At 40.2% G+C, this 11,407-nt stretch carries 14 protein-coding genes; 8 read left to right on the forward strand and 6 right to left on the reverse strand.

The window, feature by feature from the left end; genetic code table 11:
• Positions 1-15: 15 nt before the first annotated feature.
• Positions 16-1,155, forward strand: coding sequence for a PqqD family protein (locus ACXAHI_RS19435; RefSeq protein ID WP_474850682.1), 1,140 nt, complete (start codon positions 16-18; stop codon positions 1,153-1,155).
• Positions 1,156-1,329: 174 nt separating this feature from the next.
• A complete protein-coding gene (locus ACXAHI_RS19440; protein ID WP_474850684.1) occupies positions 1,330-2,538 on the forward strand; it encodes a S1C family serine protease in 1,209 nt (402 codons plus the stop codon).
• Positions 2,539-2,555: 17 nt separating this feature from the next.
• Here ACXAHI_RS19440 and ACXAHI_RS19445 read toward each other — a convergent pair whose 3' ends face one another.
• Both ACXAHI_RS19445 and queF read right to left on the reverse strand, forming a co-directional pair.
• Positions 2,556-3,212, reverse strand: coding sequence for a queuosine precursor transporter (locus tag ACXAHI_RS19445; protein ID WP_474850687.1), 657 nt, complete (start codon positions 3,210-3,212; stop codon positions 2,556-2,558).
• Position 3,213: 1 nt separating this feature from the next.
• The gene (gene queF / locus ACXAHI_RS19450) at positions 3,214-3,630 is read right to left on the reverse strand and encodes a preQ(1) synthase (RefSeq protein WP_474850689.1); all 417 of its coding nucleotides are present in this window, start codon (positions 3,628-3,630) and stop codon (positions 3,214-3,216) included.
• Positions 3,631-3,826: 196 nt separating this feature from the next.
• Between queF and ACXAHI_RS19455 the strand changes: the two genes are divergently transcribed.
• Positions 3,827-4,318 (forward strand): YtxH domain-containing protein, encoded by a 492-nt coding sequence (locus ACXAHI_RS19455; protein ID WP_270182593.1) that lies wholly within the window; start codon positions 3,827-3,829, stop codon positions 4,316-4,318.
• Positions 4,319-4,356: 38 nt separating this feature from the next.
• Here ACXAHI_RS19455 and ACXAHI_RS19460 read toward each other — a convergent pair whose 3' ends face one another.
• Complete coding sequence (locus ACXAHI_RS19460) at positions 4,357-4,446, reverse strand: YjcZ family sporulation protein (RefSeq protein WP_224884444.1); 90 nt, start codon at positions 4,444-4,446, stop codon at positions 4,357-4,359.
• A 100-nt stretch (positions 4,447-4,546) separates the two neighbouring features.
• Positions 4,547-5,275, reverse strand: coding sequence for a glycerophosphodiester phosphodiesterase (locus ACXAHI_RS19465; protein WP_474850691.1), 729 nt, complete (start codon positions 5,273-5,275; stop codon positions 4,547-4,549).
• 108 nt (positions 5,276-5,383) lie between these two features.
• Here ACXAHI_RS19465 and ACXAHI_RS19470 point away from each other — a divergent pair, with 108 nt between their 5' ends.
• Together ACXAHI_RS19470 and ACXAHI_RS19475 are read left to right on the forward strand one after the other, a co-directional pair.
• Entirely contained in the window at positions 5,384-5,713 is a 330-nt protein-coding gene (locus ACXAHI_RS19470; RefSeq protein WP_474850693.1) for a YmaF family protein, read from the forward strand.
• A gap of 144 nt (positions 5,714-5,857) precedes the next feature.
• Complete coding sequence (locus ACXAHI_RS19475) at positions 5,858-7,030, forward strand: aminotransferase class I/II-fold pyridoxal phosphate-dependent enzyme (protein WP_474850695.1); 1,173 nt, start codon at positions 5,858-5,860, stop codon at positions 7,028-7,030.
• A 41-nt stretch (positions 7,031-7,071) separates the two neighbouring features.
• On the opposite strand, the gene ACXAHI_RS19480 is transcribed toward ACXAHI_RS19475, so the two are convergent.
• Positions 7,072-7,593 carry an N-acetyltransferase family protein gene (locus tag ACXAHI_RS19480; RefSeq protein ID WP_474850697.1) on the reverse strand — a complete coding sequence of 174 codons (522 nt, stop codon included), beginning with the start codon at positions 7,591-7,593 and terminating at the stop codon, positions 7,072-7,074.
• A 124-nt stretch (positions 7,594-7,717) separates the two neighbouring features.
• On the opposite strand from ACXAHI_RS19480, the gene ACXAHI_RS19485 reads away from it, so the two are divergent.
• Entirely contained in the window at positions 7,718-8,605 is an 888-nt protein-coding gene (locus tag ACXAHI_RS19485) for an alpha/beta fold hydrolase (RefSeq protein ID WP_474850699.1), read from the forward strand.
• Positions 8,606-8,658: 53 nt separating this feature from the next.
• On the opposite strand, the gene ACXAHI_RS19490 is transcribed toward ACXAHI_RS19485, so the two are convergent.
• Positions 8,659-9,729 (reverse strand): ATP-binding protein, encoded by a 1,071-nt coding sequence (locus ACXAHI_RS19490; protein ID WP_474850701.1) that lies wholly within the window; start codon positions 9,727-9,729, stop codon positions 8,659-8,661.
• A gap of 315 nt (positions 9,730-10,044) precedes the next feature.
• Between ACXAHI_RS19490 and ACXAHI_RS19495 the strand changes: the two genes are divergently transcribed.
• Positions 10,045-10,662 (forward strand): class I SAM-dependent methyltransferase, encoded by a 618-nt coding sequence (locus ACXAHI_RS19495; protein WP_474850703.1) that lies wholly within the window; start codon positions 10,045-10,047, stop codon positions 10,660-10,662.
• A 9-nt stretch (positions 10,663-10,671) separates the two neighbouring features.
• Positions 10,672-10,995 carry a CHY zinc finger protein gene (locus tag ACXAHI_RS19500; protein WP_474850705.1) on the forward strand — a complete coding sequence of 108 codons (324 nt, stop codon included), beginning with the start codon at positions 10,672-10,674 and terminating at the stop codon, positions 10,993-10,995.
• The last annotated feature ends 412 nt before the right edge of the window (positions 10,996-11,407 follow it).

Below are 11,407 nucleotides of genomic sequence, written 5' to 3' on the forward strand. Positions count from 1 at the left end.
TGAAAGGAGTTCTGTATGGATAATGAATCGTCATTACAGTTAAACGAGTTTCAAATACATAGTAATCAAAACGAGTATATTGTCGAAAACGTAAAATCTGCAGAGTATTATGAGATGAATGAATCTGCAGTAGCAGCATTAAAATTACTCGATCAAGGTAAGACATTAGATGAAGTTGAGAGGGTCTTGTTGGAGAAGTTTCCTCAAGACGACATCAATGTTTATGAATTTGTACAGCAGTTAACTCAGTTGGACTTCATTTCAGGTAATGAGAAAAGTGAAATGAGTAGTTCAAGAAAGCAGTCTTTACTAAATCTTATTTCTCCAGAAGTTGCAAGAATTTTCTTTAATCCTATTATTCATAAGATGTATTTACTTCTTTTCCTCACGAATGTCACACTATTACTTATACACCCAGAATTATTTCCTCATTTTGATGATTTATTTGTTACTGATAGTTTAGCAGTTTCAACATTAACTTACTTGTTCGTCTCGCTCACTTTAATCGTTATTCATGAAATGGGACACGTATTGGCAGTGCGATCGAAGGGACTTTCGACAGGTCTTTCCATAAATCACAGGCTTTTCCTAGTTGTGATAGAAACAGATATGACGCATGCTTGGCGATTAAATAAACAAGAACGAAATTTGCTTTACCTCTCTGGAATCTGTTTTGATACTGTTTTGGTTTTCGTTGCGATAGTGATTCAATTGTTTTCGCAAAATCCTCTTTTACAAGCTGTTGCTTCTCTCATAATGTTGGATCTTTTTATTAAGTTTGTATACCAATGCTGTGTTTATATGAAAACGGACTTTTATTATGTACTAGAAAATTCTACTGGTTGCTACAACTTAATGGAGAGAAGCAGAAGTTTTCTTAATCAGAAAATTAATGCTGACTTGTCAAAACGGGAACAGTTTACATTTCGTTTTTATGGGCTCATATATTTTTGCGGGGTAGGGCTATCCATGTTGGTGTTGGCTTTCTATGTTATTCCACAGCTATATTACGTCGTAAAGACAAGTCTAGAACACCTGTCTCACCCAATCCAATCAATGGTTTTCTGGGATGGTTTCGTCATCCTTTTACAGCTTGTTATTGGAGTCGGATTGCTACTATTCACCTGGTCCCGATCCTTGTTGAATAGACAGTAAGGGGATAGGGCCTACTAGTTTCGACGTTTTCACCCATAATCTCCCGGGAAATATATACAAAAATACGACAAATATCAAAGAATATGAAAAAGCTCTCATATTCCCTACAGAAGTATGACTAGTCGTTACAATGTGTATATAAACAGTTCAAAGGGGAGAAAGGGTGACATAGTAATGGGATACTATGATGATCATAATCAAACAAGAAATGATAGGAAGACTAAGGGAGGCATGAGCTGGTTTTTGCCTAGCACGTTCGGTGCGGTAATAGGGGCTTCTGTAATGCTTGTGGCAGCACCACTGTTTACTAATTCTGACGTTCCAACAATGAGCCAACCTTCTGTGCAAAACACTGAAGAACAGTCCGCTACTTCCACCGTTTCGTATGATGTTTCAATGGATATTACGAAAGCGGTAGAAAAAACACAAGGTTCTGTCGTTAGTATTACAAAGTATGAGGATGGCTTTTCTCTTGATAGCGGGGATGGTCAGGAAGGACAAGCCGCTGGTTCAGGGTCAGGGGTCATTTATAAAAAAGAAGGCGGTAGTGCATTCGTTGTAACAAATAACCATGTAATCGAAGGTGCATCCTCGCTTGAAGTGACGTTAAATAATGAAGAAAAGCTTGATGCGAAACTATTGGGAGCTGACCCTCTACTAGATCTTGCCGTGCTTGAAATAGATGGCAGCAAAGTAGATACCGTTGCAGAGTTTGGTTCGTCTGAAAACTTGAAGACGGGAGAACCTGCGATCGCATTAGGTAATCCGCTCGGTTTTCTGGAAGGGTCTGTAACTCAGGGAATCATCAGTAATACAAACCGTTCGATTCCAGTTGACCTTGATAACAATGGTCAGCCAGATTATTCAGCAGACGTCATACAGACGGATGCCTCGATCAATCCAGGTAATAGTGGTGGGGCACTGATCAATATTCAAGGACAGCTTATCGGTATCAACTCATCGAAAATCGCTCAAACGCAAGTAGAAGGAATAGGGTTTGCGATTCCTATCAATGTCGCTGAACCGATTATTGAACAGCTTGAAAAGACTGGTGAAGTTAAGAGACCCGTAATGGGAGTGACGCCGGCGTCATTAGCTGAAGTTCCGAAGCAACATTGGACGGGTACACTTAACCTTCCTGAAGATGTAAAAGGCGGAGTTGTACTGATGGGCATATCTCAATCATCTCCTGCATCTGAAGCTGGTTTACAAGAGCGAGACGTCGTCGTGAAACTTGATGATCAAGACATTACAAGCTCTGCAGAACTACGAAAGTATCTGTATTCTAACAAAGAAGTTGGAGATGAAATGAAAGTCACTTTCTATCGTAACGGTGAACTCCAAACCACTACGATGACCTTAGCAAACCAAAAAGCACTATAAAAAAAGCCTCTAGATGTTTAAACATCTAGAGGCTTTTCTGAATGAAACCTTTCTTCTCTTCTTGAATCAATCTTCGTTAACGCATAAAAGATCGGAGTATCAAGAAGTGCAAGAGCCATCTTTATAGCGAATTGTGATAGTATCATGACCCAAATATTTGGTACAGTACCTACAAAAGCAATCGTTATAAAAATCGTTGTATCGATCAGCTGAGAAGCAGCTGTACTTGCGTTGTTTCGAATCCACTTGTGTCGGTTCGCAGTCCGTTTCTTAATTTCAGAGAAGATATATACATCAACGTGCTGAGATACAAGATAAGCAGCCAGACTAGCGAGTACGAACCGATAATTTTGTCCGAGTAAGATTTCATAGGCAGCTTGTGTGTCTGAAGCAAACGGTGCGACAGGCAGCAACATGCCGATGAAAATCATAATACTGGCAAAGATTTGGGCAGCGAATCCATAGCGGATGGTCCGCTTCGCTTCTTCTTGACCAAATCGTTCGTGAATAATGTCAGTGAAAAGGAAAGAGAATGCATACATTACGACTGCAGCAGGAATAACGAAACTTCCTACCATGACGACTTTCCCTGCTAGTACATTCGCAATTACGATTGATGTTGCAAATAGCACATTGAACAGGACAAGACTGCGGTCGATTTGTTGAGGCTTCATATTAAGCTTCAGCCTTCTCTCTTACTGCAGTAGTTTTCAATTCGATACCACCGCGAGCTGATTGGTAAACTGTGATCGTAACTTTTAGAGGATCGATCGCGTAAACCACGTCGTCAGCGATGCGAGCAGCTAATGTTTCACAGAAGCTTCCTTCATCTCGATACGACCAAAGATAAAATTTTAACGACTTCGATTCGATACACTTTTTATCCGGTACGTAAGAGATTTCTACTCTACCAAAGTCAGGTTGTCCAGTTTTTGGACAAACAGCTGTAAATTCGAGTGCATTGAATGTAATCTCTTGTACATTAGGCGCATCAAACGATTCGTTCTTTATTACTTCACGAGCTTGTTCTACGCTTTCTGGTCTGGGCATAGGACCAGAAGAAGGTAGCCAAGCTTTATCCATACTATTCATAAGAAATTCCTCCTTAGTTTTGTTATAGCAGGAAGGTTTCGAACTGCTCTCATACAACGCAGTCTATTATAACAGAGGATTTTAGGAAAGCGAAGTGATTTTTGTCTTCCACAATTTAGTTTAGCTTTTGAAGGAAAGGGAAAGAGAGAAATTAGAGTTAGTAGATAACAATCTATTTATACAGGAGGAAGAACCCATGCAAACGACCACTGTAAATGAAGAAAAGAATAGTAAACTAATGAAAGGTATCGTAGTAGGAGCGATCGTTGGAGGAGCGGTTGCGATGCTAGATTCCACTACACGCCAAAAGGTGAAGAGAGCAACGAGTAATGCGGTCGATTCTTCTAAAGGGTTGTACACGAACGTAAAGGAAAACCCATCTGAATTTAAGAATGATTGGATGGACCGTATCCAGTCAGCATCAGAAGTGTTGAAGGAAGCTGTTAATGACGCTCAAACGCTTTATGAGAAAGTGAACGATGAGGTTGTGGATCAAGTAAACCAAGTGAAAGAGGATTCTAGTGAAGTGATTTCATCTGCGAAAGAAGCTGGCGAGGGATTACAAGAAATAGGTTCGAAAGTAAAAGAAGCAGGTCAAGAAGTAACAGATACTGATGAACAAACAACCGTTCCCGGAAGTGAATCACGCACACCTGGAAATGTCACGGCGAACCCAAACGTAAAATAACAGTAAAAAACAAGCCAGCGTTTAGCCGGCTTGTTTTTTTAGTATAGCCAAGAAGCTCCGATGATGATTAGCAAAATAAACAGCACGACAATTAGAGCAAATCCCTGATTGTATCCATATCCACCCATATAAAACGACCCCTTCGTTGTTTTCTTTCTTTCAGTAATAACCTATGTCGTGACTGGGTGAAGCGGAAGTAGGCTATCGCACATTTTTAGTGAATTAGCCCTAATCGTTACGATGAATTGCAACGGCTGGATAATCAGTGAACATGGCTTCACAACCCATCGATTCAATTTTACTCATTCGATCAACTGAATTGATTGTATAAACTCTTACAGGAATCTGAAGCTTTGTTGTATGTTCCATTAGGTATTCATCCAAGGCATAGTATTCGATATGAATGCTTTTTGCTCCCGTCTTTTTCATATACTCCCATGGGTGAACAAGTTTATCTGAGAGGAGAATCGCTGTTTCAATGCTATCCTCCTGTTGATTTATACGCTGAATGCTATAGTGATTGAACGATGAAATTACGGTTCGCTCGGTTAACTGATGGTGTTGTAAAAGAGTGATGACTTTTTCCTCAATTCCTGGATATGGAAGATAACCAGTCTTTAATTCAATGTTTAACCGTAAAGAGGTAAGCTTAATCCAAGCTAATACGTCATCTAGACTTGGAATGGGTTCACCTTGAAAACGCTTTGAGTAAGTCCCACCAGCATCAAGCTTACATAATTCCTCGTATTGAAAATCTTTCACCCATCCTACACCATTTGTTGTTCGATCTACCTTCTCGTCGTGAATCACGACCGGAATGCCATCCTTCGTTAATTGCACGTCAAGCTCAATCCCGTGAACGCCGGCTTTCTCTGCAGCTTTAAAAGAGACGAGTGTATTCTCGGGGTGAGTACCCGCTGAGCCGCGATGCCCGTACACCATTAAGGTTGAACGCATAAGTCACCTCATCCTTTTCATATGATAGCTGTACTTAACTTCTTCTTCTACTCAAGAGGGTTGTTTCCTTTCAGACAAAACGAATAATGATAAAAAGGTGGTCGAATGATGAATAAAGGAATGCAGCTTCCTTTTGCACATACCCATCATTTTAAGACGAAAACGACTGAGAAAGAGGATCACGATCATCATGTCGTTGGCTTTAGTTTCCCTGCGAGTGGTAATGATCGTGATGAGCACGTTCATAGATTAGAAGGGGTGACGATGCAAAACCATCATCAGCATCGTTTTAGTATTAAAACTGGACCTCCTATACCGTTACCTGGTGGGGGACATTATCATGAATTTGATGGGGAAACTTTTTCCCATACTGAACACGAGCATGCATTTTTCGGAGGGACGAGTAAGCCTTTAGGGTACTATCCTCCTAATTGGTAAAGAGGCGAAGTTTGCCTCTGTTTTTTTTGTGTCTTATGAACCAACCCTATAGGGAATCCTGCGACATGACTTTACAGAAGAGATTATTCAAGATAACATAAATTACTAGAATTTATAGAAAATTATAAATGGGATGTGAGTTGTTTGAAACAGTTTGAGCAATCGGACGCATTAAAGAGATTACCAGAACAATTCTTTGCAAAACTAGCCGCTAAAGTGAATCGGTACAAAGAAGAAGGACACGATATCATTAATTTAGGACAAGGTAATCCTGACCAACCAACGCCACAGCACATTATTCAAACCTTGCAGTCGTCTGCTGAAAAACCTGAATATCATAAATACCCACCGTTCAGAGGACAACCTTTTCTAAAGCAAGCTGTTGCTGAATTTTATAAAAGGGAATTTGATGTGACGATTGATCCTGAACAGGAAGTAGCTGTTTTGTTTGGTGGGAAAGCAGGCTTAGTAGAAGTAAGTCAATGCTTATTGAATAAAGGAGACAAAGCATTGATGCCTGATCCAGGTTATCCGGATTACTGGTCAGGAGTCGCGATGGCTGAGGCAGAGATGCATCCCATGCCTCTATTAGAGGAAAATGATTTTTTGCCAGATTATGAAGCGATTTCAGAAGAAGATTTTCGTAAAGCAAAACTGATGTTTCTAAACTATCCTAATAACCCAACTGCTGCACAAGCAACAGAAGCTTTTTTTGAGGATACGATTAATCGTGCAAAAGAGCATGATATTTGTGTCGTTCATGATTTTGCTTATGGAGCAATTGGCTTCGATGGAAAGAAACCAACGAGTTTCCTTGAAGTAGACGGTGCAAAAGACGTTGGGATCGAAATCTACACGATGTCTAAAACGTACAATATGGCAGGGTGGCGAGTAGGTTTTGCGATCGGAAATCCATCCGTTATCGAAAGCATAAACTTATTACAGGATCATCTCTATGTTAGTTTGTTTAGCGGCATTCAAGAGGCAGCTGCAGAAGCCTTGTTAGGTTCACAGAAATGTGTGGAAGATTTGAATCACATGTATGAAAGTCGAAGAAGTGTGTTGATCGAAGGGCTAAGAGAAATAGGTTGGAATGTAAAGGCGCCAGCTGGTTCTTTCTTTACCTGGTTAAAAGTTCCTGAATCGTTTACTTCCGAGACGTTTGCTGACTACCTATTAGAAGAGGCAAAAGTAGTTGTAGCGCCAGGAAATGGGTTTGGAACATACGGTGAAGGGTATGTTAGAGCTGGTTTGTTGACCTCGGAAGACAGATTGAGAGAAGCGGTCAGTCGCATTGAAAAACTAGATTTATTTTAGCTTTGTTAGAAAAGGTCGCATACTTTGCGACCTTTTTACAGTTACGAACACACGGACAAAATATCGTCTATATTATTCCAGCCATAGGCGGTTTCAAGAAGCTCTTCTCCTCCAATGGTAATGTCTTTCTCCATCACATAGCTTGGACCAAAATGAAGGTAAAACTGGTTAGCTGGGTTGCCATTAAGTACCCAAACAAGCATCGATTGATGCCCTTCGTCTCTTAGTTCCTTCGCGACATGACATAGGAGTTTTTTACCAGCCCCTTTACGGTGTGCGCTTTCTAATAAATAGATTGCGTATAGTTCACCATCATAAGGCAGATCTTCGCTCCTATTCTTACCCCCATTCGCAAAGCCGACGATTTCGTCCTTGTCATTGATTGCTACAAAGATGCTCTTCCCGTCTTCTAACCCTTTCTTCCAGCGCGCTTCTCGCACTTTCATATCGAGTGAATCAAGAAATAAGCGAGGTACTATTCCCTGATAGGTCGTACGCCAACTGTTTACGTGAACCCTTGCAATATCTGTCGAATCTTCAACTAAAGCTTTACGTATCCTCATAATTGTCCCCCAAAAGTGTGACTATCGAGTAGTGCATTCTTCTTAATTTGTTTTCTACGTAGAGGGGATGATTCCCTTCCAGTCGAATTATGGTAAGCAAGGGAATTACGAAAGGAAGGTATATATGAAAGAATTCGAGATAAACGTGGACGGCCAATCGATTCATGGTTTTAAGTGGGGGAATCCAGAAAACCCTCCAATCATTTGTCTACATGGATTAACAAACAATGCTTTAGGATTTATCGAGTTGGCAGAAGAGCTGAAGGATCAATTTCATATGATATCCTTTGACTTACCTGGTCATGGTAAAACAGATGCTTTCATGGAAGAAGACTCCTATCTATCCACGCCTTTTACAGAATGGCTGAAGGCAGTCATTGAAAAAGTGTCCAATAAACCGTTTTATTTGCTTGGACATTCATGGGGGGCTGCGATCGCTGTTCATTATGCAAGGTTGTATCAAGAGGATGTGAAAGGACTCGTCATGCTAGATGGTGGATATCTTTCTCCATCAGATGAACCGTCTGCAGATCTCGATGAGCACTTACAACGCATGTCTGATTGGATTAATGGTTCTCATTTTCGCTCGGTTGAAGAATACGAAGATAATAAGAAAGCGGAAGTTGGAAGATGGTCAGAAGCGTTACAAAAAATGGTTCATGCAGACATGACGTCTGATACTGATGGTGTTCGGATGAGAACAACTGAGCATACAGCAAGAGCCATTATGAAAGCGCTCTATAATGAACCTTCTAGTAAAGTATTCGATAAAATTTCTGTTCCGGTTTACTTGTTAAGAGGAACGTTACCAGAAGAAGGAGAAGCGGTTAGAGTGGATGCTGTAGATTCCATGAGAAGCGCGATCAAAAGTGAATGTAGAATAACCGCCATTAAAGATGCGGGGCATGTTCTTCACTGGCAAAAGCCAGAGGAAGTAGTAAACGAAATTCGAGGTTGGTTTGCTGCTCAGGAAGACCTTTCTTCTATTGAAAGTTCTTCACGTTCACACTAGAAGCGAATGTATTAGAGAAACACCACCTATGTCGATGCCGGCAAGGTGGTGTTTTAAGTATGGTGAATGGGTAAACAGACAGTTAGTCTCGTTCCTTGACCGGTTGCACTGTCTATCAATAATCTTCCATTATGTTTCTCAATGATTCGTTTACAAATTGCAAGACCTAGGCCAGTTCCTTGTTTCTTTGTTGTGTAAAATGGTGAACCTATTTTCTTGATATCCTCTTCTGGGATCCCTCCGCCAAAATCTTTAACACATACTTCGATATGATCATCAAAAGTGGCGACGCTAATGACCACCCTTTCACCATCGTGACTCGCTTCGATCGCATTTTTTATAATATTGATAAACACTTGCTTCAGCTGGTTATTCTCACAATAAACAGGTGGAAGTCTATCAGGATACTCTGTCGTTAAGATGATCGAGTCCATGTTTGCCTGTGCATTTAATAGTTCAATCACTTCTTCGATAATGTGGTCAATATGATAGTAGCTGAAATTGACCTTGTTAGGCTTCGCTAACATTAAGAATTCCTCTATGATTTGTTCGATCCGATTAAACTCAGTGTCCATTACTTTAATATAACGCTCAACATCTTGATTCTTGTTCTGGAATTCGATTAATTTCAAAAAACCCTTCAATGATGTGAGGGGGTTCTTCAGCTCGTGTGCAATTCCAGCGGCTAACTGACCAACAACGGATAGTTTCTCGGATTGAGCAAGCTGCTCTTCATTTAGTCGCCTTTCTGTAATATCTTTTGCTGTTCCAATAAGGTTCGGGACCGTATTTCCTTCAATGATCGGAACGAGCGTGATATCGAACATACGGTATCCTTGCTCCGGAAAGGTATAAGCTTCTTCGAAGTGCAGCGTTTCTTTTCGAATGATGACTTCTTGAAAACGCCGAATCGCTTTAATGCCCTGGTCCATACCTAAAAATTCTTCGATTCGTTTTCCTGAGATATCTTCTTTCGTCGTTTGGTAGTTTGCTAGGTACCCCTCATTAATCGCTTCAATCTCAAAGTGTTGTAAATCGACAACGCGGATAAGAAAAATAAGATCTGATAGATGGCGAAAGATAAGCTTGAGGTTGTTTGTATCTAGGCCGCTTTCTTTTTCCATTTCAAATCCCCCATTTATCTTAATGATTTTGTTTTCCTTAATTGGTAAGTTCCACAAGTTATGAAAATAACCCTTCATAAATGTAAAATGATAAATGAAGATGAGCGTTTGCTTTCAAGTAAAGGATGATATAGTCTAGTGAAAATGAGCTAACTTTCGATTTTAAGTACTAGTTGAGGGCTATCCTTGGAAGTGTAAAGCATGTAGCTATATTTCACGACGCGCGTACGGGGTATAATCCACTTTATACCGTACCCCTTTGTGGAAAAAATAAACAAAGAGTTTCACTCAAGATCAAACTAAGAAGGGGGTGTCATGTTGTTAGAGAATACAGGGGAACGAATTATTCCTGATACCATGAAGCCGACTAACGGGATGCTACTCGAACATCTAGCAAGGTATTATTTTGCAAGCGAATTTGTGAAAGGAAGGACGTTGGATATTGCATCCGGGAGTGGTTATGGAAGTCAGTATCTGGCAAAGAAAAATAAGTCTATTATTACTGAGTTAGTTGGGGCTGATCGAAGCATCGAAGCAGTAACATACGCTAGAGGTCGTTATCACCATCCGCTCGTGACGTACAAGTGTGCAGATGCGCTAGACCCCAACCTACCTTCTAAGCTAGGTCAGTTTGATTCAATCGTAAGCTTCGAAACATTAGAACACGTAGAAGATGACCGGCAGTTTTTAAAAAATCTAATGAAGATGTTGAAGACCGGTGGAACATTAATCGTTTCTACACCTTTTGGAAGAGGAAGAGGAAAGCCGACGAACGAACCTTTCCATATCCATCAGCTGACAGAGGATGAATTCAGGGAACTACTCTCTTCATATAAGAAAGTAGACTATTATTACCAGCGTGGTGTCATTTTCGAGCCACCACGAGAAGGAACGAAATATTCTTTTGGAATAGCGATTATAGAAAAGGAGTAGTGGGTTACTTTGAAAGAAACGGAGATAAAAGGAAAGCCCATAGACAATGAAACAAGATGCGAACATTATCATAGTGAGAAAGACATCGTGGCGATTAAGTTTTATTGCTGCGATTCGTATTTCCCATGTTTTAAATGCCATGAAGAAAGCGTATTTCATGATATACAGTTATGGCCGCTGAACAAATGGAACGAACTAGCAGTGCTATGCGGCAGTTGTAAGACCGAGCTTACAATTCACCAATACCTTACATCTGACTCAAGCTGTCCATCTTGTGGAGCTGTATTTAACGATAAGTGTTCTCTTCATCATCATTTGTATTTTCAAGTTTAAAAGTTTATCAGGCTATAAGATCACAATGCCATTACTAATATAGAAGAAAGCTGTGATGAAACTGCTTCTTGATAGAAAAGGTAGAGCACCCATTCACAGGCAGAACCACCTCCCTATAAGAGGGAGATATTTTTTTGAAATAAGTTATTGACGAACCTTGCAGGGGGATGATAAGATATATCTTGTCACTTCGAAAAGCGACATCAACCTTTTTTATTACTTATAAAAAAGTGTTGACACATTCCGACACTACTGTTAAAGTAGAAGTTGTCACTCGCTAAAACAAACGAGATAGACAAAATGGAAGTTTAATAGAATGACAATCGATCTTTGAAAACTGAACGAAACGCCATGCAAGAAATTGTTTCTACGGAAACAACATTGTTTTAAAGCTAGATTGAACTTTTCTATC

The sequence above is a fragment of the Anaerobacillus sp. ABD4_527 genome (genome assembly GCF_056160805.1).

Coding starts and splice junctions, on each gene's coding strand:
- ACXAHI_RS19440 (WP_474850684.1), top strand. CDS start 1,330: ATGGGATACTATGATGATCATAATCAAACAAGAAATGATAGGAAGACT.
- ACXAHI_RS19470 (WP_474850693.1), top strand. CDS start 5,384: ATGAATAAAGGAATGCAGCTTCCTTTTGCACATACCCATCATTTTAAG.
- ACXAHI_RS19480 (WP_474850697.1), bottom strand. CDS start 7,593: ATGAGGATACGTAAAGCTTTAGTTGAAGATTCGACAGATATTGCAAGG.
- ACXAHI_RS19455 (WP_270182593.1), top strand. CDS start 3,827: ATGCAAACGACCACTGTAAATGAAGAAAAGAATAGTAAACTAATGAAA.
- ACXAHI_RS19495 (WP_474850703.1), top strand. CDS start 10,045: ATGTTGTTAGAGAATACAGGGGAACGAATTATTCCTGATACCATGAAG.
- ACXAHI_RS19460 (WP_224884444.1), bottom strand. CDS start 4,446: ATGGGTGGATATGGATACAATCAGGGATTTGCTCTAATTGTCGTGCTG.
- ACXAHI_RS19465 (WP_474850691.1), bottom strand. CDS start 5,275: ATGCGTTCAACCTTAATGGTGTACGGGCATCGCGGCTCAGCGGGTACT.
- queF (WP_474850689.1), bottom strand. CDS start 3,630: ATGAATAGTATGGATAAAGCTTGGCTACCTTCTTCTGGTCCTATGCCC.
- ACXAHI_RS19445 (WP_474850687.1), bottom strand. CDS start 3,212: ATGAAGCCTCAACAAATCGACCGCAGTCTTGTCCTGTTCAATGTGCTA.
- ACXAHI_RS19485 (WP_474850699.1), top strand. CDS start 7,718: ATGAAAGAATTCGAGATAAACGTGGACGGCCAATCGATTCATGGTTTT.
- ACXAHI_RS19435 (WP_474850682.1), top strand. CDS start 16: ATGGATAATGAATCGTCATTACAGTTAAACGAGTTTCAAATACATAGT.
- ACXAHI_RS19490 (WP_474850701.1), bottom strand. CDS start 9,729: ATGGAAAAAGAAAGCGGCCTAGATACAAACAACCTCAAGCTTATCTTT.